Here is a 24,917-nt window from a genome sequence, read left to right as displayed (position 1 = left end):
ACACCCACCATGGAGCGCGGTCGGACCCGTGTCGGAGACGTCCTGCCTCGGGAAAGGCAGCTCGTCCGGAAGGCAGCGGACGCGTCGAACCCGTTGACGACCCCGGCGTCGGGTCGATCCGCTGCAGCGTCTCGGCCGCCCCCCGGATCTGTGCGTCCCGACCTGCACGGTTCGTCGAGGCGTTGAATGTCTCGAAGCGGACGATCCCGGCGGCGGCGAGCGTGGTCCCGGCCAGCTCGGCCAGGAGCGGGAGGGGAAGGGCCTTCGCGTTCGTGGCGGGCTCGTTCGCGTGCCGGATGACAGATGACGGCGCCGCGCGTCGGTTCGTGTCGAGGGGGCCTCGCGTTCGGGGAAGCCGGCAGAACGGCGCCGGTCAGAACCGGACGCGCGCGCCGACAAGGACGGCGTTCAGCGCGTCGACCTCCCCGCGGGTGTCGTTCACGAAGACGTCGTCGAGCTCGTAACGGCGGAAGCCGAGATACGCCTCGGTGTTGAGGTCCGCGATTTCCTGCACGGCGAAGAAACCCCAGGATCCGGCCTCGACCAGATCGCCGCCGGGGCCGCCGAACGCGGCGTTGGCCTCGCCCCGGAAGTGGTCGACGGAGACCCGGGTCTCGCCGATGCCGAAATGGTCCCGGAGGTAGCCGAGCTTCAGGAACATCGCCGTCGGCGCCTCCCCCTGCCCCGCGATGTCGCCGCGCGAGGCGGCCACGGTGGCGTTGAAACCGGAGGGGAGCAGCACGGAGGCCGAGCCGACCCAGAACGCGTCCGTCCGGTCGTCCGCGCGCCCCGCCCGCCGGTAGGCGAGCGCCGCGGCCACTTCGCCGAACCCTGTCTCGCCCTCGTACCGAAAAGTCACCGCCGGATCGAGGCCGTCGCCGTCGTCGCCCTCTGCGGCGGAGATGCCGAACGACACGCCGTTCCTGTCCGGCGTGTCGTAGCGGACGCGCAGGGCGCGGTCGCCGTCCTGCATATCGAAGAAACCGTCGAGCCGGCCAAGATCGCGACCGCTCGCGTCGCGGAAATGCAGCCCCCCGGCCACGTCGTCCACGTCCGATTCCGACCCCGCGAAATCGGTGCCCGACAGGTCGGCATGCGCGGCGTCCTCCGCCGCGGTGTCGCCCTTTCCGACCGAAAGGGTTCCGAAGCGGTCGCCCTCGACGAAGACATGCGCCTGCCGCGGATCGCCGGCATCGCCGTTCCGGTCCTGCGACCCGAACCCGATCCCGTCCGACGAATGGGTTTCCGCCGACAGCACGAGTTCGAGACCGGCGGTCAGGTCGGGGCCCATCCGGCCTTCGGCGCGGAACTCCAGCCGGGAGCCGGAGCCGTCGTTGTCCGCGAGAAAGGTCCGGTCCCGGGGCCCTTGTTCGGCGTGGAGCACCATCGGGTTGATCTGACCGCCGAAGGAGAACGTCACACCCGCCGCATCGGCCGCCGCGGCGCCGGTGTCCGTCCGCATCGCCGAGAGGCGCGTCTGCGCGGTCGCCGGCCCGGCGGCCGCAAGCGAAAGGCCGAGGAGGATGAGTGTCCGGATCATCGCGAAAGGGTCGCAATTCGCCGGGGGGACTTCAACGCGCAAACGACGCTACCCCGAGGGGTCGACGCACCCCGGTGATGGAGGGGGGCCGGAACACCGGCCCGCCCGCGTCCGCGCCCCGGCCGGCGTTGTCTGCCCCCGGGGCCCGCCTCCGGCTCAGCCGCGCGCGCGGCGGCGCCGGGCGAGCGCGGCCATGCCACCGACCAGAAGCAGGCCGGAAGCGGGCAGCGGGATCGGGGCGACCTCGATCACCGGGGCGATCGTGACGCTCGCGGCGGAAAAGAACGCCGTCTCCGCGAAGCCGTCGTCCGTGCCGAACTCTCCTGTCAGCACGGCGAGCGCGCGCGGCCCGAGCGCGTCGGCGAGGCTTCCGTCGTCCGGACGGAAGTCGATCTCGATCACGTCGCCGCCATCGGTGCCGGCGTCGATCTCGAAGCCGAAGCCCGCGACGCTGCCCGAAAGGAGGCCGTCCACGAGAACGGCGCCCGGCGCGTCGCCGGTCTCGAGCGCGGCGGCGATGGCGATGTCGGCGCCGTCGGCGCTCAGGCCCGCGAAGGACAGGTCCGATCCGGGAACGAAGAACGCCTCGCCCGTCCCGCTCAGGACCGACGCGCCGGTCGCGAGGCCGAGCGTCGCCGCCTGCCCGGTCGTGGCGAGACAGGCGAAGGCGCCGGCCAGAAGGGTTCTCGTCGTGGTGGAAGTCATGCGGTGGTCTCCTTTTGAAATGACCTTGAGGAAGAACGGGGCGTCAGGCGACGACGAGGCTGTTGTCGGTGAAGGCGAGCCCGGCGAGGCTGGCGCCCAGCACGAGGATCGAGTCGCCGTCCTCCGCCAGTTGCAGGAGCACGTTCGCGCCCAGTTCCCGCGCATCGGCCGGCGTCGCCCCGCCGAGGTCGATGAGGTCGCCCTCGCTCGCGTCGAAGTCGCGGATCTGGACGGTGTTGCGCGCGCCGGCCTCGGAGGTGAACTCGAACACGTCCGCCCCGCCCGCGCCGCGCAGCACGTCGAGCCGCCCGCCGCCGGAAACCAGCCGTTCGTCCGCATCGGTGCCGCGCAGGCTGTCGTTCCCCGCCGTGCCCGCGATGAGGATCGGCGCCGCGCCCGCGCCGAGGTCGAGCCCGACCACGACCGGATCGTGGTCCGAGGCCGCCGCCGGCGAGCCGCCGTCGAAGAGGCCCTGATCGGTGGGCCGGAGCGGATCGGTGAAGGTTCCGTCGAGGTTGTAGTCGAAGAAGACCGGCTCCTCGTCGTTGATGTCCCAGATCGTGGCCCCGGTCACCTGCGCCGCCATCGCGTCGTTGGCGAGCGCGTAGTCGAGCGTCCCGACCTGACCCGAGAAGCGGTAGGAGGTCGAGGTCAGCCCCTCTTCGGCGGCCACGAGGTTCGTGTAGCCCGCCGCCGCGAGGACCTGCAAAGGCGTCTCCTGCGCGTAGGAGTTCAGGTCGCCGAGGATGATCCGGTCGGGATCGCCGGAACCGGTCGGATCGCTGGCGAGCCAGGCATCGACCGCCGCGGCGGCCTGCGCGCGGGCCTCGTCGTTGGACCCCGCCCCGTCGCCCCGGTCGGCATTGTCCCCGAACGGACTGACCGAGCCCTTGGATTTGAAGTGGTTGGCCGCCGCCGTGAAGCGCTCGCCGGTGGCGATCTCCTCGAAGGTCGCGGCGAGCGGCACGCGGGCGGTGCCCGGCCCCTCGAAGATCGGATTGCCCGGATCGACGCCGAGCCCGGCGAGCTGATCGTCAGTCAGCGTCGCGACGCTGGTGCCCGGCGCGAGGCGCGTCGTTTCGCTGTTGTAAAGAAAGGCCACCGCGATCGCGTCGCCGCCGACGAATTCCTGTTTCGGATCCACAAATGCCCAAGGCGCCCCCTCGATCCCGTCATTGAGGCGCGAGACCAGCTCCGCGATCGCGAAATTCTCGCCGGCGAAGTCGTTCTCGATCTCGTTCAGCGCGATCACGTCGGCATCCATGCCCCGGATGACCGAGACGAGCTTGTCGGATTGGCGCTCGAACTCCGCCGCGCTGCCGGCGCCGCGGGGGCCCTGCCCGATATCGGTCTGCCCTTCGAGCGTCGTGAAGTAGTTCAGCACGTTGAGCGAGCCGACCTTGTAATCGCTGCCCACATCCGCCGGCGCGTCGGGCCGCTCGTCGCCCGGCAGGGGCTCGAACGCGGCGCCTTCGGGCAGGCGGAGCCGCCATTCGCCGAAATCGAAGTCCACGATCGCGGTCAGGTCGAAATCCTGCCCCATCCGCACGCCGCTGGCGAGGGTGAAGGGGTCGCCGTCGGGTTCCGGGATCGGGTCGAAATCGTCGCGGGCCGCGTTGCGGCCGTCGTCGATGGCGATGGTCCGGTCCGCCACCTCGGCGAGATAGGCCGCGTTGCCCGCCACGTCGGGCGCGTTGAGCTGCGTGTACTGGTAGACCGGGCCGCCGGCGGCCAGCGTGCCGTTGTTGAACGCCTCGTAGTCGAAGCTCTCGGTGAAGGTGAGCGGCTCGTTGAAGTCGACAAGCATGCTTTCCAGCGCTTCGCGTGCGGCGAGGGGCGGCAGCGCGCTCTCCACGGCGAGCGACAGGACATCGGTCTCGACCGCCGCATCCTCGATGCGGATCTCCGCGACCTCGATCGTGGTCTTGCCGAACCGCTCGACCACGGTGCCGAGCACCCGGACCCGGTCGCCCGCGGCCACGTCCAGCCGGGTGTCCCCGCCCTCGAAGGCGAAGATGCCTTCGGAGGTCATGTCGTCCGTGTCGAAGTCCGTCCGCTCCTCCATCAGGAAGAAGCCGTCGAGGTTGCGGAAGTCGTCGTCGTCGCCGCTCTGGAAGTCGCCGGAAACGATGGCCTCGACCACGACGGCCTGCCCGGCGAGCGGGCTCGCCTCGCCCGCGCCCTGGATCGCGCTGACGAGGGTTGGCGCGTCGTCGATGGTGACGTCGCCGGTTCCCGGTCCGCCATCGTCGCCCGTCGTGCCGGCCGTGGGCGAGTTCGGCGCGCGGTTGTTGAAGTCGAGTATCTCGAAGTCCGATACATCGTCGGTGTCGACGCCGTCCTCCACGCGGCCCACGCCGGCGGGCAGGAAGCTGCCGTCCGGGCCGACGACCGGCGCGCCGAAGGCGAAGCTCTCCGCCCCCTCGCCGTCCGTCACGCCGACCGCGTCGAGCACGACCTCGTTTCCGGTCACGGTCCCGCCCGCGAGGCTCGCGGTCTCCACCAGTGCGATGGTGTAGGAGGAGTTCTCGATGGAATCGTCCGCGATCACGAGGTTCGGCGTCACGCCGTAGGTCGTCGCCGCGATGCCGTTCGCGGCGAGGAAAAAGCCGTTCGCGCCGATCGCGTCCTGCGCGCCGAAATCGAGCCGGACGTCGATCGCGCCGTTGCCGGACCCCGCATCGCTTTCCACGACGATCACGCTCAGGCCGTCCAGCGAGGCTCCGGCCTCCCCGAAGAGCTCGATATACTCGCTGTCGACTCCGGTGGTGGAGCCCAGCACCTCGTTCAGGACGAGGGCCTGTTCCGGTGCCGCGTCGTCGAACACCGCGTCGGCGTGGAAGTCGAGGTTCTGCATCCGCATGTCATTCTCCGGTTCTGTGTCGGCAAGCGCAGAGGGCGTCCGCGCGAAATTGCTGGTGGGATATCCGGCGTCGGCCCTCGTCAGCGTCGGCACGGTGCGGACGTGTCGAAGGCGCCGCCCGAGGACAGGATGAGCGAGGTGTCCGCCACGCGGGCGCCGCCCGGACCCCGCGCCCGGAACAGGTCGGGCACGACGGACAGGTTCGGCGCGCCCGCAACCGCGGCGGAGCCCGCCTCACGGTCCGCAAGGCGGAGAAGGTCGAGCGTGAATACGGAGGGATCGGCTTTTCCGGCGGGGATCTGTGCGGCGCTGGCGGCTTCGGCCATGACGATTTCCTTCTGGAACCGAACCTTTGCGAGTCGGCGTTCCCGCCACGGGCTGCCTGCTTCGACGGCCCCTCTCGCCGGGTTGCTAACACACGCGTAAGGGTTAACGAAATAAATGTTCGGTTCAGCGCCGACCTGCATGATGCGGCCGTCCTCCGGGACCACGCTCTTGTCGGTCGTCGTCATCCGCGGCCGCGTGGACTTGCCGCAGCCCGAGGGACTCGCGAAACGGCGAACGCGCCGGGACGCGATCTCGAGGTCGATCCCGTGGATGCCTCGATCGCGCGCTGGTGCTTGACGGAGCGGCGCGGCTCCATGCACGTCGCCCGGCTCACGCCCCGGCCCCCCGTCCCTGCTGGGGCCAGCCCGCCCGGCCCGGATCGCGGTCGGGCAAAGGCAGCGTCACCTCCCGCCCGCTCTCGGCCGACATGTAGAAGGCGGTGAGCAGCGCGATGGCGTCGCGCGCATCCGCGACCGAGACGGGCGGCGGGGCGCCGGTCTCGAGCGCGTGGTGGAAGGCGCGCATCTGCCCGGTGAAGCGGTTGCCCGGATCGGGCAGCGTCGCGACGAGGTCGTCGACCCGGGCCCGGATCGCAGGGTCGCGGATGGTTATCGTCCACGGCCCCTTGCCCACCGCGTAGGGCTCCCGCGTGGATTCGAAGGTCACGTTCTCGAAGGCGAGGAACAGGCGCGAATACTCGTCCTGGCTCGCCACGTTCGCGGTGAGCGCGCCGAGCGCGCCCGAGACGAAGCGCAGCGAGGCGGTGGCCGTGTCCTCGGTCTCGATGTCGTGGGCGCGGGTCGCGAGGCGGCCGAACACCGCCTCCACCGGCCCCATCAGCCACGTCATCATGTCGTGGATGTGGATGGCATGGGTCGTCATCGTGCCGCCGAGCTCGGTCTCCCACGTGCCCCGCCAGGGGATCGCGTAGTAGTCCGCATCGCGGAACCAGAACGTCTCCGCCGTCGCGGCGAGCGGCTTGCCGGCCAGCCCCGCGTCGATGATGGCCCGCGCGGTCATCGCGCCGGTGCCGTAGCGGTACTGGAAGATCGGCATGAGGTGCCCCGGGGACCGCGCTTCCGCCCTGGCCATCGCGTCGATGTCGCGCAGCGACCCGGCGAGCGGCTTCTCGCAGATCACGTGCTTGCCCGCCTCCAGCGCGGCCAGGACCTGCGGCAGGTGCAGCGCGGGGGGCGTGCAGATGTCGACGATGTCGATGTCGTCGCGCACGAGGAGGGCGTCGAAATCCTTGGTACCCTCCACCCCGTAGGCCCTGCGGGCGGCGTCAAGCCGGCCGTCGTCGAGGTCGCAGACGGCCGCGAGCTCGAACTGGCCCGGCAGGGCGGCCCAGGCCTCCTCGATATGGCCGAGGCCGACGCCGAGGCCGATGGTCGCGACGCGATAGGTGCTCATGTCCGGAACTCCGCATTCTGTTGCGCATCCCGCGCAGGTTGGTCGTCGGAGGTGATCTCCGCCCCTGCGGCCGGGTCTGGTCCGATGCGCCGCGTCCCGTCAATTCATCCCCGTGGTCGCGATGCCTTCGACCAGCGCGCCGGCGCCCGCGTCGGGGCGATGTCGGTGCTCGCGGGCGTGGCCGCGTCGCGCGGCAACGACAAGAAGCGCGAGGTCCGGATCGACGCGATCGCGCCCGACGATCCCGGCCCCCGCGCCGCTCGGCCGACGCGAGGGGGGCGGGGCGACCCCTCACCCGGGCCACAAGCGCGGCACGGGTTCAGGATTTCTTAGACCCTGACGGGCTAGGGCACGCCGATACGCGGAAGAAGGGGTGCCACGATGACGGATGGTGGGTCGCAAACGCTGTCTCTGGAACAGCTCGCCAGCAAGGTCGCCGGGACGTTCGAGGTGGCCTTTTTCGAGCTCGAGACGATCCGCGACACGTCCAGGGAATTCGACCGGCAGGTCGAACGCCTTCTGGAGGCGACGGAACCGGGGGCGTCCGACGAGGCCGGGCAAAGCTCCTACAGCAGCTTCTTCGCCCATACCGGCCGCGCCGCGGAGGCCGCGCAGGAAGCGGCGCAGTCGCTCGCGGACAAGAAGTTCCAGACCGCCCTGATCTCCGTGACCACGACCCTGCAGGAGATCGACCGTTGCGCCGTCGAGCTGCAATCGGTCTCGTTCCTGACCAAGACGACGCTGGCAGAGACCTCCGCGGGCACCGAACAGGTGTCCGTTTTCGTGGAAACGCTCGACACCCAGCTCAAGGAATTGCAGCGCTCCTCCAAGGCGTCCTCCAAGCTGATCTCCGCGATCCAGCAGCGGAGCGGCCTCGCCCGGGCCGAGCTTGCCACGATCGCGAGCGAGTTCCGTTCGATCCTGCGGCAGGGCGAATCCCGACAGGACAACCTCGCCAGCCTCAAGACGGCGCACGAGGCCCATATCGAGCACATCAAGACGGCCGCCGCCGATCTGCGCTCCGGCGTGGGCCAGGCCGTCGGCCGCCTCGTCGGCTGCCTGCAATTCCCCGACGCCTTCCGGCAGCGCGTGGAGCATCTGGACGCCGCCCTCGACTCGGGCGGCGATGCGGAGGAGGCCGGCGCGCTCGCCGCCGTGGTGTCCGCGCAGCTCGACGCGCTGGCCCGGGATCTGGACCGCGAGACGGGCGGCGCGGTCGACGCGCTGAACGCCCTGTCGAGCACGCTCTCGGGCGACACCGCGCTCGGCAGCGACGCGGGCTTCGACGCCTCCAACGCCTGGGTGGACGCGAACCGGCGCACGAACGACGGGATGCTGAACGCCGTCGCCTCGGGCCGCGCCAAGCTCGACAACACGGTGGAGCTTCTGGGCGACCTCGTGGAGCGGATCGACCGGGCGCAGGAGAACCTCAAGACCGCGAGCAACCTCAACGGCGCGCTCGAAACCTCGGTCTTCAACGCGCTGATCGTCGCCAGCAAGCTCGCGAACACCGACACGCCCCTGCCCTTCCTCGCCGGCCACGTGCGCGCGGTTGTGGAACGCTCGTCCGGCCTGATCGAGCAGATCAGCGTCGCCCTGAAGCGCATCCGCCGGACGTCCAAGGCACTCGAGCGGACGGGCCTCGAGGCGGATCTGGAGCAGCTTGCGGCCATCCAGGAAAGCCTGTCGGAACGCTCCACGGGGATCGCCCGGATGGTGAAGCAGATCGCCACCGCCCGCGAGGCGCTCCAGTCGCAGTCGATGCGCCTTTCGACCTCGTCGGGCGCCGCGATCCAGGCCTTCCAGATCGCCGCCGACTACGCCCCGGCCTTCGGCGATCTGGCCCGGACGGTCCGCGCCGCCGCGGAGGCGGGGGACGGACCCTATCGGGACGTCCCATGGCTTTATGCGAGCTACACGATGGAGGTCGAGCGGGACGTGCACCGCGGGGCGCTCGGTTTGCCGGAAGCCGAGGCCGAGGACGGGGAAGACGCGGACGATTTCGACGACTTCCTGCTCTAGACCGCCCTGCCCCGCCGGCCGCGCCGCCGGGCGATTTGACAAACCGGCCCCGGCGGTCTTCAGATCGCCCATGGCGCCGGTCGTACCCTTGTCCCGAATGCCCGCCCCGCGCGGGTCATGCCGCGCGGTCCGCAGGCCGCGGCCTCGACGCGCGCGGCCGTGACGCCCGGACCGGACACCGACGTAGCGGTGCTCGGCGCGGGGATCGTCGGGCTGGCGGTCGCGCTGGAGGTTCAGCGCAGGGGCCGTCGCGTCGCGCTCATCGCGCCGGACGATCCCCGGGGGCGCGCCTCCTTCGGCAATGCCGGCGTCGTCAGCCTCGGCTCCATCCTGCCGGTCGCGGGGCCCGGCCTCGTCGGTCGCCTGCCGCGCTACCTCCTCGGTCGGGATCCGGCGGTGCGGATCCGTCCGGGCGCCCTGCCCGCCGCCGCGCCGTGGGCCGCGCGATTCCTGCGCCTCTGCAACGAAGCCGCCTGGCGGCAGGCGGCCCGCGCGCTGGCCCCGCTGGTCGCGGCCAGCCTCGCCGCGCACGAGGCCCTGGCGGCGGATCTCGGCTGCGCGCATCGCATCCGCCGTCACGGCTATCTGCGGGTCTGGCGCGAGGAGGGCGGCCTCGGCGGCGCCGCGCTCGAGCGCGAGATCCTGCGCGAACACGGTGTCGCGACCGAGGCGCTCTCGGCGGACGCGATCGCCGAGATCGAGCCCCACCTTGCGCGGCGCTACGCCTGCGGGCTCCTCGCGACGGACTCGGCCTCCATCCACACGCCCGGCGACCTGCTCGACCGGATGGAGCGCGCGTTCCTCGAACGCGGCGGCACGCGGTTGCGCGCGCCGGTCCGCGCACTCGCCGCCACCACGGACGGGGTGACGCTCTACGTTTCGGCGGGCGAATGCCGGGCGGCGCATGCGGTGGTCGCGGCGGGCGCCCGCTCCGCGCCGCTCGCCCTGCCGGCGGGCGACCGCATCCCCCTCGCCGCCGAGCGCGGCTACCACCGCGAGGTCGCGCTCGCGGGCAACGCCACGCTGACGCGCCCGGTCCACGACGCGGCGGGCGGCTTCGTCATGGCGCCCATGGACGGACGGATCCGCGTCACCTCCGGCGTGGAGCTCGCCCGGCCGGACGATCCGCCCGATCACGCCCAGATCCACGGGGCCTTCGCCGATGCCGGGCAATCCCTGCCCTTCGCGCCCGAAAGCGCCGGCGAGATCTGGATGGGCAGCCGGCCGTCTACGCCGGACAGCCTGCCGGTGATCGGCGTCGCGACGAAAACGCCGCGCGTCGTCTACGCCTTCGGGCACGGCCATATCGGGCTCAGCACCGGACCCGTGACCGGCCGTCTCGTCGCCGACCTGCTCGACGGGAAACGGCCGGACGTGCCCCTCGACCCCTTCTCGCCACGTCGCTTCCGCGAGGCCGCGACGCGCTGACGGGTCGGCCTTTCGACCCGACCAGCGCCCGCGACGGGGGCGGAGCCCCCGGCAGGGATGGTTGGAAGGCAAGGACGAAGCAGCGTCAGCGGAGCATGAGGCCGCCATCGACATGGAGCACGGCGCCGGTCACATGGGCGGCGCCCTCGGAAAGAAGGTAGGCGATCGCGCTTGCGGCGTCGTCCGGCTCCCCGATGCGGCCCGCGGGGATCGCTGCCGCCGCGTCCTCCATCGCGCCGGCCGTCGTCGCCGCGTGCCCGGCCGCGTCCTTGCGCGTGAAGCCCGGCACGACGCAATTCACCGTGACCCCGGCGGGGGCGAGCTCCACCGCCAGCGACTTCGCCAGCGCCTCCAACGCGGCCTTGGCGGCGGCCGTGGCCGGGAAGCACATGCCCGCCACGCCGAAACGATGCGCCACGAAGGAGCTGACCGCCACCACGCGGCCGGAGGGCGAGGCGCGGAGGTCGGGCAGGGCCGCCTGCGCCAGACGCAGAAAGGCCACCGGCATCGCAGCGAAGGCATCCGCGAGATCCTCCGGCGCGAGCTCGGCCACGGCGACGCGCTGCGCTTGCCCGGCATTGCTGACGATCCCGTCCACCCGCCCGAACGCCGCACGGGCCGTCGCGATGATTGCTTGCGGCACGGAAGGGTCGCCGAGATCGCCGAGGCAGAGCTCGGCCGCGGCGCCGGCCTGCCGGACCTCCGCCGCGACCCGCTCCAGCCCCGCCCGGTTCTGCCGCGCGTGGAGCAGGAGCGACAGGCCCGGCGCGGCGATCCGGCGCGCGGTCGCCGCGCCGATGCCGCTGCTCGCCCCGGTGACGACGACGACCCGTTTGCGTTCCACCATGCGCGCCTCCTGCCCGTTTCGGCGGCATTCGCACCGCCCGGACGCGGAGGATGCCATGCTTCGTTGACAATGAAACGGGGGCGGGGCCAATCTTTCCCTCAAACGAAGAGCGACGGCCAGCGAAGCCGCCGCGCACCGACGGGGGACCACAGGACATGAACACGACGATCCGGCGCCTATGCGCCACGACCGGGATGCTGGCCCTCCTCGCGGGCGGGGCGCAGGCGCAGTCGATCGCCATCGCGATCGGCTCCGAGCCCTCCACCCTCGACCCGCAGCTGCGCGACGACGGCGGCGAACGGCAGGTCAACGACAACATCTACGAAACGCTGATGGCGCGCACGCCGGAGGGCGCGCTCGAGCCCGGACTGGCCACGGAAGCGACGCAGGTCGACGAGACCACGTGGGAGTTCGCGCTGCGCGAGGGCGTCACCTTCCACAACGGCGAACCGTTCGACGCCGACGCGGTGGTGGCGAGTGTCGAGCGCATCATCGACCCCGGGAACAATTCCGAGCAGATGGCCTATTTCGGCACCATCGCCGGCGCGGAAAAGGTGGACGACATGACGGTCCGGATCCTGACCGACGGGCCCGATCCGATCCTGCCGTCGCGGATGTACTGGATGAAGATGATCCCGCCGGGCTACGCCGTGGAGGGCGATCTCGCTGCGGCGCCGGTGGGGACCGGACCCTACCGCTTCGCCGACTGGTCGCGCGGCGAAAGCATCACGCTGGAGCGCAACCCTGATTACTGGGGCGCGGCGCCGGACGTGGAGGAAGCGACCTACCGCTTCGTGGGCGAGGCGGGGACGCGGCTTTCGGGCCTGATGGCGGGCGAGTTCGACGTGATCACCAACCTCCTGCCCGAGTTCACGCGGACCGTGCCGAAATTCGCCGCCGTCGACGGGCTGGAGACGTCGGTCTTCGTGCTGGGCACCGACAACGAGCTGACCTCGGACCCGAAGGTGCGCGAGGCGCTCAACCTCGCCATCGACCGCGAGGCGATGGTGGAGGCGTTGTTCCAGGGCTATGCCGGCATCGCGCAGGGCCATCACGTCAATCCCGCCGCCTTCGGCTTCAACGACGACCTCGAGAGCTACCCCTACGACCCGGAGCGGGCGCGCGCGCTGATCGAGGAGGCGGGCGCGACGGGGCAGACCATCCAGGTCGTGGGCGAATCCGGCCGCTGGCTGAAGGACCGCGAGCAGATCGAGGCGGTCGCGGGCTACTGGGCGGAGACCGGCCTCGTGCCGGAGGTGCAGATCCAGGAGTTCTCGCAATACCTCGACAGCCTGATGGGCGACGGCCCGCGGCCCGACTCGATCTTCATCGCGAACTCGAACGAGCTTCTGGACGCCGACCGGGAGGCGTCCTTCATCTACCACATGGACGGGGCCGCGGCGTCGAACTCGGACGCGGAGATGGCGGCGATGATCGACGAGGCGCGGGTGACGACCGACAACGCGGCGCGGCAAGACCTCTACGACGAGGTGTTCCGGCGCGGGCACGAGCTGAACTACACGGTGCCGCTGTTCAACCTGCAGGACATCTACGGCATGTCCGAGCGGATGGAATGGCAGCCCCGCACCGACGCCAAGCTCCTCATCAAGGAGATGGTGGTCACGGAGTAGCGCGCGGATGGCGGCCTTTCTGCTCCGGCGCCTCCTGCAGGGGGCGCTGGTCGTCCTCGGGGTCACCTTCACGGTCTTCGTGGTCACCCGCGTCTTCGGCAACCCGGTCGACCTGATGCTGCCGCTCTCCGCCTCCGCGGAACAGCGCGCGGCCTTTGCTGCCGAGCTCGGCCTCGACCGCCCCCTGCCCGCGCAATTCATGCAATTCGTGGGCGAGCTGCTGCGGTTCGATTTCGGCGAAAGCACGTGGCAGCGCCGCCCCGCGATGGCGGTCGTGCTGGAACGGCTGCCGAACAGCCTGCTGCTGATCGGCGCGGGGCTCGGGCTCGCGATAATCCTCGCGCTGCCCGCGGGCCTGCTGGCCGCGGGGCGGCCCGGCGGCCTTCTCGACCGCGTCGTCACGGGGATCAGCCTCGCGGGCCTGTCCATGCCGCAATTCTGGGTCGGCCTTCTGCTTATCGTGCTTTTCGCGGTCGCGATCCCCGTGCTGCCGACCTCCGGGATGGGCACGCCCGCGCATCTCGTGCTGCCGGCGGTGACGCTGGCGCTGGTGCCCTTCGCGCGGATGACGCTCTTCGTGCGCTCGCAGATCATGGAGGAGCTGAACCGCCCCTATATCCGCACCGCCCTCGCCCGCGGCCTGCCCCGGTCGCGCGTCCTCGTGGGCCATGCGCTGCGCAACACGCTCGTCCCGTTCCTGACGCTCGTGGGGTGGGAGCTGGTCCTCGCGCTTGCCGGCTACACCGTGGTGGTGGAGACGGTCTTCGCCTGGCCCGGCATGGGGCTCGTCGCGATCCAGGCGTTGCAGCGCGGCGACCTGTTCCTGGTGCAGGCCATCGTCTACACCGTGGCCGTGCTGATCGTTCTGGTGAACATCCTGCTCGATGTCGTCTTCAAGCTCGTCGACCCCCGGATCGGCCTTGGCTGATCCCGCCTTCTCCGAGGGACGCGGCCGGCGGGCGCGGGCGATGGCGGCCGAGCTGGGCGAGGACGTGCCCGGCCTGATCGGGCTCCTGCTCCTCCTCGGCGTGGTCGGCATGGCCCTGCTCGCGCCGTGGATCGCGCCCCACGATCCGGCCGCGCAATCCGTGCTCGCCCGGCTGGCCCCGCCGGCCTGGCTGGCGCGGGGGGATCCCGCGCACCTGCTCGGCACCGACGCGCTCGGCCGCGACGTGCTCAGCCGGATCATCTGGGGCGCCCGCGCCACGCTTCTCGTGGGCGTCGCGGTGGTGCTCCTGTCGGGATCGTTCGGCGTGCTCGTGGGGCTTGTGGCGGGCTACGCGGGCGGGCGCACGGATGCCGTGCTCATGCGGCTCGTCGACATCCAGGTCTCGTTTCCCGGGGTGCTCCTTATTCTGCTCATCGTGTCCGTGGTCGGCCCGAGCCTTCTGACCATCGTGGTCGTGCTCGCCATCACCAACTGGATGATCTACGCGCGCCTCGTGCGCGGCACCGTGCTGTCGCTCCGCAGCGCGCCCTATGTGGAGGCGGCGGAGATCGTGGGCTGCGGGCCGGTGCGGATCCTGTGGCGCCATATCCTGCCGAACCTCGTCTCGCCGCTCCTGACCGTGGCGATCCTCGAATTCACAAACGTCGTCCTGGCCGAGGCCGCGATCTCGTTCCTGGGCCTCGGCGTGCAGCCGCCCGCGACGAGCTGGGGCCTCGATGTGGCGAGCGGGCGGGACTACGTGTTCGTGGCGTGGTGGCTCGTGACCTTTCCGGGTCTCGCCATCGCGGTCACGGTGCTGGGGGTGAACCTCTTCGCGGGATGGCTGCGCGTCACCACCGACCCGCGCGAGCGCGAGAAGCGGTTCGGCTGGTCCCGTGCCGCGCGGGCGCTTGCCGGACGGGCGCAGTGACCGCGCCGCTCCTCGCTGTGCGCGACCTCCGCGTCGTTTTCCCCACCCGCGCGGGGCTCGTGCGGGCCGTTTCCGACGTCTCGCTGGAGGTCGCGGCGGGGGAGACGCTGGGCATCGTGGGCGAATCCGGTTCGGGCAAGAGCGTCTCGGCGCAGGCGATGCTGGGCCTCCTGCCGCTGCCGGGTCGGGTGACGGGCGGCGAGATCCTCTGGCGGGGCCGTCCGCTCGGCGACGCGGCGGGACTGCGCGGCCGGGAGATCGCCTGCGTGTTCCAGGACCCGATGCAGTCGCTCAATCCGCTGATGACGATCGGCGCGCAGCTCGTCGAGACGCTGCGCCATCACCACGGCCTGTCCCGCCGCGCCGCCCGCGACCGGGCCGCCGAGCTTCTGGCGGAGGTCGCGCTCTCCGCGCCCGCGCGGCGCCTCGACCAGTATCCGCACGAACTTTCGGGCGGCATCCTGCAGCGCGTCGCGCTCGCACTGGCCCTCGCCTGCGAGCCCGCGCTCCTGATCGCCGATGAGCCGACCACCGCGCTCGACGTCACGGTGCAGGCGGAGATTCTCGACCTCCTCGCAGGATTGCAGGCCCGCCGTGGGCTCGCCGTCATCCTCATCACCCACGACCTGGGCGTCGTCGCGGGGCTGTGCCACCGGGTCGCGGTCATGTATGCGGGTCGCGTCGTGGAGACGGGCGAAATCGACGCTCTTTTCGCGAACCCCGCACATCCCTACACACAGGGCCTCCTGCGCGCGACGCCCGGGCTCGACAACCGGACGGAGCGCCTCGTCGCCATCGACGGCGCGCCGCCCTCGCTCCGCGCGCCGCCCGCGGGCTGCCCGTTCCGGCCGCGCTGCCCGATCGCCGACGCGGCCTGCCTCGCGCCGCCCCCCTTCGCGGCCACGGATACCGGTCGGGCGGCCTGCTGGCGGGCGGGCGCGGCGGCCTGGGCGGAGGTGGCGCCATGACCCCCACCCTCGCGGTCGAGGATCTCAGCGTCGATTACACGGTGACGGATCGGGGCGGGCTCTGGCCGCGCCGGCGCCAGGTCCCCGCGCTCCGCCGCATCGGCTTCGAGATCGAACCCGGAGAGACGCTGGGCCTCGTGGGGGAGTCCGGCTCCGGCAAGACCACCGCCGGTCGCGCCATCCTGCGCCGGGTCGAGACCTCGGGCGGCCGCATCCTGTTCCGCGGCACCGACATCACCCATGCGAGCGGCCCCGCCCTGCGGCGGCTGCGCGCGGAGATGCAGCTGATCCTGCAGGACCCGTTCACCAGTCTGAACCCGCGGATGCGGATCGCCGACATCGTGGGGGAGCCGCTTCTGGTCCATCGCCGCGCCGCCTCGCGCGCCGAGATGCGGGACCGCGTGGCGGCGCTGCTCGAAAAGGTCGGCCTGCCCGCCGATTCCGGGGCGCGTTTTCCGCACGCGTTCTCGGGCGGTCAGCTCCAGCGCGTGGGCATCGCCCGCGCCCTCGCGCTCCGCCCCGGCCTCGTGGTCGCCGACGAGCCGGTCTCCGCCCTCGACGTTTCCGTGCGCGCGCAGGTCGTGAACCTGATGCAGGACATCCAGCGGCAGGAGGGGCTGAGCTACCTGTTCATCGCCCACGACCTCGCGGTCGTCCGCCATATCTCGCACCGCGTGGCGATCCTCTACGGCGGCTGCATGATGGAGATCGCGGGGCGCGACGCGATCTACGACAATCCGCGCCATCCCTATACCGAGGCGCTGCTGTCCGCCGTGCCGGTCCCCGACCCGCCCGCGCAGCGGCTGCGGCGGCGGAGCGCCCCGCCCGCTGCGGCGCCGGACATGGCACAGCCGAATGCCGGTTGCGTCTACGCGGCCCGGTGCCCCCGCGCGACCGGGCATTGCCGCGCCGAGGCCCCGCCCCTCGCGGAGATCGCGCCCGGCCACAGGGTCGCGTGCTGGCATCCGCTTTGAGGGGCGGGCCGGGCGAACGTTCTTTCGCGCAAAATTACTTTACGTCACCTGATCGGGGCGGCGCCGCGTCGCGGGACCGGTTCCCGCCGTCGCGTCGGAGGCACAGCTGCGGCGTGACGGGGGCGGTCGGGGGCCAGCCGGCCCTCCGGGCGGCGGAACGGCGCGTCCGCATCATCGAGACGCCGCGCGCATCGCCCTGCCGTGCCGGTTCCGTGTCGTCAATTCGCCCCGTCATCGCCCAGCCGTCGTCCCGTCCCGCCGTCGAACACGCTCGCCTCCGCCAGATCGACCAGGAATTGCACGCCCCGGGCCGGCGCGAGGCGGGCGGGGGGGCGGAACACCCGGGCGGTCATCTCCCGATCGCCAAGAGCGAGGAAGATCAGCGCCTCGCCGCCCAACGGCTCCACCAGCGTGATATCCGCCTCGAACGCAAAGGGCCGGCGCATCGGCCCGGCCATACCCTGCGGCGCGATCGCTTCCGGTCGCAGGCCCAGCGTGACCGAGGCTCCCGCCGGAAGCCGGGCATGGCCGGGGCCGAGCGGCAGGACCGGCCCGCCGGACAGCGCCACCGCCGGCGCGTCGCCCTCCGCCACGATGCGGCCCTCGAGAAGGTTCATCGGCGGGCTGCCGATGAAGCTCGCCACGAAGTCGGAGACGGGGCGATGATAGACCTCCTCCGGGGTGCCGACCTGCTCGATCCGGCCATCGCGCATCACCACGATCCGGTCGGCGAGCGTCATCGCCTCGACCTGATCGTGGGTGACGTAGATCACGGTAGTGCGGACCTTCTCGTGCAGCTTCTTGATCTCGGTCCGCATCTGGCCGCGCAGCTTCGCGTCGAGGTTCGAGAGCGGCTCGTCGAACAGGAACACGTCCGGGTCGCGCACGATGGCGCGGCCCATCGCGACGCGCTGCCGCTGGCCGCCCGACAGCGCGGCGGGCCGACGCTCCAGATAGGGGTCGAGCCCGAGGATGCCCGAGGCACGGGCCACCTTCCGCGCGATCTCCTCCTTCGCGCGCCCGGCGAGACGCAGGCCGAAGGCCTGATTTTCGCGAACGGTCATGTGCGGGTAGAGCGCGTAGTTCTGGAACACCATCGAGATGTTGCGGTCGCGCGGCGGCAGGTCGTTCACCACGCGGTCGCCGATGCGGATCTCGCCCCCGGTGATGTCCTCGAGCCCGGCGATCATCCGGAGCGTCGTCGACTTGCCGCAGCCCGAAGGCCCCACGAAGACCACGAACTCCTCGTCGGCGATGTCGAGGTCGAACTCCCGCACCGCCGGGGTCCGGCCGTAGGATTTCGCGACCCCCTTCAGGGTGACTTCGGCCATCGCGCCCTCCTCAGGCCTTGACCGCGCCGGCGGTCAGGCCGCCCACGAGGTATTTCTGGATCAGGGTGAAGAAGATCGCGGGCGGGATCAGCGCCAGCGTCGCGGCGGCCATCATCTGCCCCCAATCCACCCCCGACTTGCCGACGAAGCCCAGAAGCCCCACGGCGAAGGTCTTCTTCGATTCCGAAGTGATGAGCATCAGCGAGAACAGAAGCTCCGACCAGGCGGCGGTGAACACGAAGCCCACCGTCGCGCCGATCCCCGGCAGCATCAGCGGCAGCACGATCCGCACCAGCGCCTGGAAGCGGGTGCAGCCGTCGATCATCGCGGCCTGTTCCAGCTCGGCGGGAATGCCCTCGTAGAAGGAATGCATAAGGAACGCGGCGAAGGGCAGGTTGAAGGCGGTGAAGACGAGGATCAGCCCGATCCGCGTGTCCACGAGCCCGATCGGCGCGAGCAGCTGGTAGAGCGGCGTGATGACCATCACGATCGGGAAGAGCTGGGTGATGACGAGGAACACCATCAGCGCGGATTTCCCCCGGAAGCGGAAGCGCGAAAAGGCGTAGCCGATCCCCGCGGCGAGCAATGTCACGGCGGCGGCGGTGCCGAGAGCGACGACGATGGTGTTGGCGAAGAAAACCGGAAACGGGCTTTCCTCGATCACGTAGGCGAAGTTCGCCAGCGTGGTCCGCGAGGGCCAGAGCGTCGTCCCCTCCCGGTAGAGGATCTCGTCGGGCGTCAGCGCGATCCGGAGCAGCCACAGCAGCGGAAACAGCGCGAAGGCGAGATAGAGCAGCCGCACGAGCCAGAGCGCGGTGCCGGTCACCGCCCTCATCGTCCGAGCCTCCCGCGGACCCACAGGAGAAGGACCGAGTAGATCACCAGCATCACCATCAGCACGGTCGCGAGCGCGGAGGCGTAACCGAAGTTCATCGAGCTGTAGGCGGAGGTGAAGACGTAGTTCGGCAAGGTCTGCGAGCTGTTGGCCGGCCCACCCTCGGTCATCACGAAGATGAGCTCCGGCGAGTTCGCGACCCAGACGGTGCGCAGCAGGATGGTGATCGTGATCATCGGCAGCAGGAACGGCACGGTGATATGGCGGAACGCCTGCCACGGCGTCGCGCCGTCGATGGCCGCCGCCTCGTAGAGGTCCGAGGGGATCGAGCGCAGGGCGGCCAGCAGCGTGATCGCGAAGAACGGCACGCCCCACCAGATCATCGCCGTGATCGGCCCCCAGAGCGCGAGGTCCGGATCCGACAGGATGTTGCGCGGCTCGTCGAGCACGCCAACGGCGGCCAGCGCGGCGGGAAGCGGGCTCACGAGGGGATTGTAGAGCCATTGCCAGTTCAGCCCCGACAGAAAGGTCGGCACCGCCCAGGGCAGGAACACGAGCGACTGGAACACCGCGCGACCGAAGAACGGCTTGTTCAGGATCAGCGCCAGCCCGAGACCCAGCCCGAGCTGGAACGCGACCGACCAGAAGGTCCACTTCGCGGTGTTCGAGAGCGCCAGCCAGAAGGTCCGGTCGCTCCAGATCTCGGCGTAGTTCTCGAACCCGCTCCAGCCGCGCGAGGCGGGGCGGAAGATCACGTAGTTCTGGAACGAGAAGGAGATGCCCACGGCCAGCGGGACGAGCATGACGAGCGCCACGACCAGCAGCCCCGGCGCCACGTATCCGTAAGGTTCGGCGGCGCGGAGCCGCCGCCGAAAGGTGCCCGGCGAACGTCCCGTCGCAGGATTGTCCGCCGCGAGGCTCACGGGTTCTCTTCCATCCAGCGCTGCTGCGCCTCGGTCAGGAAGCTGTCCCATTCCTCTGCCAGCTCCTCGGCCGACATCTGGCCCAGAAGCGCGGCCTGGCTCGTCTCGACCGCGATCACGTCGAAGAACTCGCCCAGCTCCGGCAGGTGCGCGGGCCAGGTCATCAGCTGCCACTGGTCGCCCTCGAGCTCGGCGAAGAAACCGTCGAAGACCGGGTCGCTGTAATAGGTGTCGTCCTCGGGGATCTCCACGGCGGGGACCACGCCCATGAACTTCGCCCATTCGAGGTTGACCTCGGGCGCCATCAGCTCGCCCAGGAGCTCCTTCGCGAGCTCGGGGTTCTCGGAGCTCGTCGGCACGGCCCAGCCGATCATGCCGATCGGCGGCGAGATCTGTCCCGGAGGTCCGAGCGGCACCGGCGCGGTGGCGAAGTCGTCGCCCATCCGCTCGCGCACCTGGATGAGCGCGTCCGGATCCTGATCCATGAAGGCGCAGGTGCCCGAGTAAAAGCCCGAGACCTGTTCGTTGAAGGCCCAGTTCACCGAATCCTCGGGCGCGGCGCCGTCGTTGTAGAGGTCGAGCATCATCTGGATGCCCTCGACCGCCTCGGGGCTCCCGAAGACCGAGGTGCCGTCCTCGTTGAACCAGGTCTCCGCGCCGGTCATGGCCGAGGTGGCGAGCCACCAGCCGACGAACCCACCGGTCGAGCCGCGCAGGCAGTAGCCATACTTGCCGTCGAGTTCGGAAACGGCGCGGGCCATCTCGTTGAACTCGTCCCAGGTGGCGGGCGGCTCGGTGTAGCCCGCCTCCTCGAGGAGAGGCTTGTTGTAGTACATCGCGCGGACGAAGTAGCCGTAGGGCACGAAATAGGACGTGTCGCCGTAGATCTTCGTGAAGTCCATCGTGGCGTCGGTGAGTCCGTCCGCCCCCTCCCATTCGGAGAGCCAGGGGCCGAGATCGGTCAGCGCATCGTTGATCGCCAGCGTCGAGATCCAGCGCTCGGGCATCTCCAGCACGTCGATCTGCTGGCCGGACATCGCCATGTTGAGGATGCGCTCGAAGGCGGAATCCCACGGCACCGAGACGAGCTCGACCTCGACGCCCTCATGCGCGGCCTCGAAGTCGCTCACGATCTGTTCCATCAGGCCGGTGCGCTCGTTGGTGGTCAGCACCTCGACCACGCGCAGGGTCTGCGCTTGCGCCGCTCCGCCCGATACGAGGAGGGCCGCCAGCGCGGCCGAGGGTAGCAATCTCGTCATTTCGTTTCTCCCATGTTGTGCATCGTGGTCTTGCGCGCCCCTTCTCCGGGGGCCTCCGTTCCGAGCGCCTGCTCGATGTCGCGCCACAGATCCTCGACATCCTCGAGCCCGACATGCAGGCGTACCATGTCGTCGGGGATGCCGAAGGCCTCGAAGGAATTGGTCAGGCCCGGCTGGATCAGGCCGAGCTGCGACGGGAAGGCGAGGCTCTCGTGCCCGCCCCAGCTCACGCCCAAGCGCACGATCCGCAGCCGGTCGCAGAACGCGCGCGCCGCCCGCGCGCCGCCCTGCAGGTGGATCGCGAAGAGGCCCGAATACCCCGAGAGCGTCCCCGCCGCCGCGTCCCCGAGCCCCGGATGGCGCACCCGCGCCACGGCCGGATGCGCGGCGAGGCGCGTGGCGATCTCCAGCCCCGCGCGGTGGTGCTGCCGCATCCGCATCGGCAGGGTCCGCATCCCCCGGATCAGCAGCCACGCATCGAACGGCGACAGCTTCGCCCCGAGGCTTGGATAGGCGACGCGGTTGATCTCCCCGATCCATTCGGCGGGGCCGCAGACGATGCCGGCGACGGTGTCGGAATGGCCCGAAAGATACTTCGACGCCGAATGGATCACGAGGTCCACCCCGTGCTCCGCCGGGCGCTGGAAGGCCGGGCTTGCCCAGGAATTGTCGATCACGCTGACCGCCCCGGCCTCCCGCGCGATCCACGCCAGCGCGGCGATGTCGTGGACCTCGAAGGTCATGCTGGTCGGGCTTTCGAGGTACAGCATCCGCGCGCCTCGCAGCGCATCCCGCACCGCGCCGTGGTTGGCGCCGTCGACGAAGACCGCCTCGATCCCCATCCGCTCCATCAGCCCGGTCAGGATGCGGTAGGTGTCGGGATAGACGTGGCGCACGCAGACGACCTTGTCGCCGGTCCGGAGCAGGCCGAGGAGCGTGGCCGAGATCGCGCCCATCCCGCTCGCGAAGCCGCGCGCGTTCTCGCACCGCTCCATCGCCGCGACCTTGCGTTCGAAGGCGCGCACGGTGGGGTTCAGTCCACGCGTGTAGATCGAATGCCGCTCGGGCGCGCGGAACGCCGCCTCCATCGCGTCGACGCTGTCGAAGGTGAAGAGGCTGGTCTGGTGGATCGGCGGAACGGCCGCGCCGCCGGTGTCGGTATCCGCGGCGAGGAGCGAGGCGAAATCGTCGGGGATGCAGGGCTCAGGCGTCACCGCGCAGCTCCCGTTCCACGAAGTCGAGAATCCGGGTCACGGCCGCCACCGCGCGGTCCGCGTCGCGCGCCGCCACCGCCTCGTAGAGGTCGCGGTGGTCGGGCTGGCTCGCATCGGCGAAGGGCTCGGTCACGAACGGGTTCTCGTCGGAGGCGTTGAACCCTTCGGATATGCGCGTGATGAGCTGCCGGAAGATCTGCAGGTAGAGCGGATTGCCGCTGGCGACGTAGAGCGCCTCGTGGAAGGCGCGGTCCTGCCGGATGGCGAAGCCGTGCGCGGCATAGGCCGCCTCCATCGCTTCGAGCGCCTCGCGCAGGCGCCCCACCTCCGCGGGCGTGCCGCGCCCGACGGCGAGGCGCGCGGCGTCGGTCTCGATCGCCCGGCGCAGTTCCAGCGAATGCAGCACCGCCTCCCGGCCCGGGTCGATCGTCACGGGGACATGAAGCGCGCCGGCCCGGATCTCCTGTTGCAGATAGGTGCCGCTGCCCATGCGCGTCTCCACGAGGCCCATCGCCTGCCAGGTCTGCAGCGCCTCGCGGATGGTCGGCCGACTGACGCCCAGCTGCGCGGCCAGCGTCCGCTCGTTCGGGAGCCGGTCGCCCACGCCAAGGCCGGCCGCCTCGATATAAGCTGTCAGGGATCGCTGGATGCGGCCAAGATACCCCTCCGCCTTCAACGGCCGAAGGGAGACCCGGCCGGGTCCCAGGGACGTGACGCTCATTTCCGAATCCTGATCGTTCATCGTCGCGATCCTGCCAATCCGAACGCATCTGTCAAGTGGCCTTACCAATTTTCCGGGTGATAAGGTTGTACTCGACCGTTCCCAGCGACCGTGCAGGAAACGCCGGCAAACTGCCATTATGCAGGGTTATCTTCCACTGGCGACACCGATTAGCTGCCATTAGGGCCTTGGTCTTCTTCTTCCAGTTGTGTTATATAACAGCTACTTAGGAAGATATACTTTTCGACACTGATGCTTCAACTGCCAGGCGAGAGCGCGCGCCGACGTTGGCGCGAGCCTGCCTTCCGTTCACCTCTTGTTCCCAAAGGTCCGGACCCTTTCCTCAGCCATCCCGGTGCCGTTGCCGGCCGGGACGCGGCCCGCCCCGATCGGCGGCGGCCTGTCGAAAGGGCGATCATGCCCCGCATCCCCATCGTGGCCGCCCGTTTTGCCGAAGTGCCTTCCGTCACAGACATCGAGCGCCGTCTGTACGCGCACCTGGCGCAGCTTCGGGGGCAGCGGACCGGGAGCGGCCCCGGGACGCCGTCGGACGGTGACGAGGACATCCACGTATGGCAGCTCTGCCTGCCCCGGTCCGGCAAGCTCCGCATCCATCGCCGCGCCCGCGCCGTTCACGACCGTGCCGAGGCCGCGACCGGTCTTGCGCACCTGTCCGCCGCGACCCGCGCCCGGCTCTCCGTCCTGCGCGCCGGGGCCGACCTCGTGGCGATCCCGACCGAGCACCGCGCCGACGAGATCGCCGCCGCCCTGCACGCCGACATGCCGTGGATGGCGCCGGCCACCGAGACCGTCTGGCATGCGATGCGGCGCTCGGTCCGCGAGGGCGATCCCGGCCTGCGCCTGTCGCCGCTGCTGCTCGTCGGGCCGCCGGGGATCGGCAAGAGGTCCGAAGGACGGGCTCGGGCGCTCGGATTGCTCGTTGGGGCTCCCACGACGATCGTCGACGCCACGAGCGAGCCCGCGGGGTTTGCAATCGTCGGCTCTCAGGTTGGTTGGGCGTCGGCCGGGCCGGGGCGGGTGCTGGAGACGATCCTGGCGCATCGTGTCGCTAATCCGCTGATCGTCGTCGACGAGATCGAGAAGGCCGGGTCCGTCCGGTCGAAGTCCGGCACCGCGCACGACCTCGCGCAGGCGCTGCTGCCGCTTCTCGATCGATCGACGGCGGCGGCGTGGTCCTGCCCGTACTTCCGGGTGGGATTCGACATGTCGTGGGTCGGCTGGGTGCTGACCGCCAACACGACCGAGGGGCTGTCCGCGCCGTTCCTCAGCCGCTGCCCGCCACTGCACCTGTCCGGTCCGACCAGGCAGCATCTTCAGGACTTCGCGGTCCGGCAGGCATGTGGCCTGCCCCTATCGGGTGGTCCGGTTTCAGTCTTAGTGCATGACGGGTCTCGGTGCCATTGCCGTTGCCTGGGGCGAGGAGGATCCGCCGTTGCGTGACGGCCAGTGGATGGCCTCCGGAGCTGGTGGTCGATAGCCTAGCGACGAATGAGGCCTCACGGTGTTGTAGTGGACGCGCCATGCCTCGATCACGACGCGCGCCTCGGCGAGGGAACAGAATATCTCCCCGTTCAGCAGCTCGTCCGTTGCCCGGCAGGCGATTGCAGAGCAGTCTGCCGAGAGGGGCGGAGCTTCGAGTTGATGCTCTCGCAGTAGCCGTTCTCCCAAGGGCTTCCCGGCTCGATGAATGCCGTCTTCGCTCCGACCGCATCGATCCAGTCCCGAACGGCTTTGGCGATGAACTCCGGCCCGTTATCCGAGCGCACGTGACCGGGCACGCCCTGCAGGATGAACAGATCGGTCAACGCGTCGATCACGGCGGTCGAGTTCAGCTTCCGGTCGATCCTGATGGCCAGGCACTCCCGAGTGAACTCGTCGACGACGTTGAGCATGCGGACCTTCCTTCCCTCGTGGGTCCGGCTTTCGACGAAGTCGTAGGATCCCGCTACCCGGCAGGGCATTGCGAAGCAATGTCCCGAGTATCCGTGATGATCAAGCGGGGGTTTCGGTCCATTTCCTTCCGTCTCGGAGGAGTG

Annotated in this window: 20 protein-coding genes and 1 pseudogene; 8 read left to right on the top strand and 13 right to left on the bottom strand. The window is 70.5% G+C overall.

All coding sequences use genetic code 11. The features are described from left to right. Nucleotides 1-373: 373 nt before the first annotated feature. The 5 genes from Q1B08_RS16990 to Q1B08_RS16970 form a co-directional block, all read right to left on the bottom strand. Complete coding sequence (locus tag Q1B08_RS16990) at nt 374-1,540, bottom strand: hypothetical protein (RefSeq protein ID WP_299821535.1); 1,167 nt, start codon at nt 1,538-1,540, stop codon at nt 374-376. Between the two features lie 156 nt (nt 1,541-1,696). After that, nucleotides 1,697-2,245, bottom strand: a complete 549-nt coding sequence (locus Q1B08_RS16985; protein ID WP_299821533.1) for a hypothetical protein — start codon at nt 2,243-2,245, stop codon at nt 1,697-1,699. Between the two features lie 43 nt (nt 2,246-2,288). Then, on the bottom strand, nt 2,289-5,108 hold the full coding sequence (locus Q1B08_RS16980; RefSeq protein WP_299821531.1) for an ExeM/NucH family extracellular endonuclease: 2,820 nt from the start codon (nt 5,106-5,108) through the stop codon (nt 2,289-2,291). An 80-nt stretch (nt 5,109-5,188) separates the two neighbouring features. Next, on the bottom strand, nt 5,189-5,434 hold the full coding sequence (locus Q1B08_RS16975; RefSeq protein ID WP_299821529.1) for a hypothetical protein: 246 nt from the start codon (nt 5,432-5,434) through the stop codon (nt 5,189-5,191). 331 nt (nt 5,435-5,765) lie between these two features. Beyond that, on the bottom strand, nt 5,766-6,848 hold the full coding sequence (locus Q1B08_RS16970) for a Gfo/Idh/MocA family oxidoreductase (protein ID WP_299821527.1): 1,083 nt from the start codon (nt 6,846-6,848) through the stop codon (nt 5,766-5,768). 381 nt (nt 6,849-7,229) lie between these two features. Between Q1B08_RS16970 and Q1B08_RS16965 the strand changes: the two genes are divergently transcribed. Further along, nucleotides 7,230-8,870 (top strand): hypothetical protein, encoded by a 1,641-nt coding sequence (locus tag Q1B08_RS16965; protein WP_299821525.1) that lies wholly within the window; start codon nt 7,230-7,232, stop codon nt 8,868-8,870. A 117-nt stretch (nt 8,871-8,987) separates the two neighbouring features. Next, the gene (locus Q1B08_RS16960) at nt 8,988-10,298 is read left to right on the top strand and encodes an FAD-dependent oxidoreductase (RefSeq protein WP_299821524.1); all 1,311 of its coding nucleotides are present in this window, start codon (nt 8,988-8,990) and stop codon (nt 10,296-10,298) included. 85 nt (nt 10,299-10,383) lie between these two features. Here Q1B08_RS16960 and Q1B08_RS16955 read toward each other — a convergent pair whose 3' ends face one another. Next, nucleotides 10,384-11,145, bottom strand: coding sequence for an SDR family oxidoreductase (locus Q1B08_RS16955; protein ID WP_299821523.1), 762 nt, complete (start codon nt 11,143-11,145; stop codon nt 10,384-10,386). Nucleotides 11,146-11,300: 155 nt separating this feature from the next. On the opposite strand from Q1B08_RS16955, the gene Q1B08_RS16950 reads away from it, so the two are divergent. From Q1B08_RS16950 to Q1B08_RS16930, 5 genes are read left to right on the top strand one after another with little or no spacing between them, the layout of a single operon-like run. Continuing rightward, nucleotides 11,301-12,776 (top strand): ABC transporter substrate-binding protein, encoded by a 1,476-nt coding sequence (locus tag Q1B08_RS16950; RefSeq protein WP_299821522.1) that lies wholly within the window; start codon nt 11,301-11,303, stop codon nt 12,774-12,776. Between the two features lie 7 nt (nt 12,777-12,783). After that, nucleotides 12,784-13,704, top strand: a complete 921-nt coding sequence (locus Q1B08_RS16945; protein WP_299821521.1) for an ABC transporter permease — start codon at nt 12,784-12,786, stop codon at nt 13,702-13,704. Further along, nucleotides 13,697-14,635, top strand: a complete 939-nt coding sequence (locus tag Q1B08_RS16940; protein WP_299821520.1) for an ABC transporter permease — start codon at nt 13,697-13,699, stop codon at nt 14,633-14,635. Before Q1B08_RS16945 ends, Q1B08_RS16940 begins: the two co-directional genes overlap by 8 nt. Then, complete coding sequence (locus tag Q1B08_RS16935) at nt 14,632-15,603, top strand: ABC transporter ATP-binding protein (protein WP_299821519.1); 972 nt, start codon at nt 14,632-14,634, stop codon at nt 15,601-15,603. The genes Q1B08_RS16940 and Q1B08_RS16935 overlap by 4 nt, the downstream gene beginning before the upstream one ends. After that, complete coding sequence (locus Q1B08_RS16930) at nt 15,600-16,577, top strand: oligopeptide/dipeptide ABC transporter ATP-binding protein (RefSeq protein WP_299821518.1); 978 nt, start codon at nt 15,600-15,602, stop codon at nt 16,575-16,577. The genes Q1B08_RS16935 and Q1B08_RS16930 overlap by 4 nt, the downstream gene beginning before the upstream one ends. 218 nt (nt 16,578-16,795) lie before the next feature. Here the strand turns inward: Q1B08_RS16930 and ugpC are convergent, their stop codons facing one another. From ugpC to Q1B08_RS16900, 6 genes are read right to left on the bottom strand one after another with little or no spacing between them, the layout of a single operon-like run. Further along, complete coding sequence (gene ugpC, locus Q1B08_RS16925) at nt 16,796-17,908, bottom strand: sn-glycerol-3-phosphate ABC transporter ATP-binding protein UgpC (RefSeq protein WP_299821517.1); 1,113 nt, start codon at nt 17,906-17,908, stop codon at nt 16,796-16,798. 10 nt (nt 17,909-17,918) lie between these two features. Beyond that, nucleotides 17,919-18,743, bottom strand: a complete 825-nt coding sequence (locus Q1B08_RS16920; protein WP_299821516.1) for a carbohydrate ABC transporter permease — start codon at nt 18,741-18,743, stop codon at nt 17,919-17,921. Then, the gene (locus tag Q1B08_RS16915) at nt 18,740-19,666 is read right to left on the bottom strand and encodes a sugar ABC transporter permease (RefSeq protein WP_299821515.1); all 927 of its coding nucleotides are present in this window, start codon (nt 19,664-19,666) and stop codon (nt 18,740-18,742) included. Before Q1B08_RS16915 ends, Q1B08_RS16920 begins: the two co-directional genes overlap by 4 nt. Continuing rightward, a complete protein-coding gene (locus Q1B08_RS16910) occupies nt 19,663-20,925 on the bottom strand; it encodes a sugar ABC transporter substrate-binding protein (RefSeq protein WP_299821514.1) in 1,263 nt (420 codons plus the stop codon). The genes Q1B08_RS16915 and Q1B08_RS16910 overlap by 4 nt, the downstream gene beginning before the upstream one ends. Next, nucleotides 20,922-22,139, bottom strand: a complete 1,218-nt coding sequence (locus Q1B08_RS16905; protein WP_299821513.1) for a PLP-dependent transferase — start codon at nt 22,137-22,139, stop codon at nt 20,922-20,924. Before Q1B08_RS16905 ends, Q1B08_RS16910 begins: the two co-directional genes overlap by 4 nt. Next, on the bottom strand, nt 22,129-22,860 hold the full coding sequence (locus Q1B08_RS16900; RefSeq protein ID WP_299821511.1) for a FadR/GntR family transcriptional regulator: 732 nt from the start codon (nt 22,858-22,860) through the stop codon (nt 22,129-22,131). The genes Q1B08_RS16905 and Q1B08_RS16900 overlap by 11 nt, the downstream gene beginning before the upstream one ends. Before the next feature lie 417 nt (nt 22,861-23,277). Between Q1B08_RS16900 and Q1B08_RS16895 the strand changes: the two genes are divergently transcribed. Continuing rightward, the gene (locus Q1B08_RS16895; protein ID WP_299821509.1) at nt 23,278-24,321 is read left to right on the top strand and encodes an AAA family ATPase; all 1,044 of its coding nucleotides are present in this window, start codon (nt 23,278-23,280) and stop codon (nt 24,319-24,321) included. Here Q1B08_RS16895 and Q1B08_RS16890 read toward each other — a convergent pair. Next, nucleotides 24,256-24,821 (bottom strand): annotated as a pseudogene (locus Q1B08_RS16890) (integrase core domain-containing protein); the annotation flags it as partial. The gene Q1B08_RS16895 and the pseudogene Q1B08_RS16890 sit on opposite strands and share 66 nt — an antisense overlap. Nucleotides 24,822-24,917: the final 96 nt, after the last annotated feature.

The sequence above is a fragment of the uncultured Jannaschia sp. genome, from assembly GCF_947494025.1.
GTDB lineage: Bacteria > Pseudomonadota > Alphaproteobacteria > Rhodobacterales > Rhodobacteraceae > Jannaschia.
This window is presented reverse-complemented; position numbering and strand designations above follow the sequence as displayed.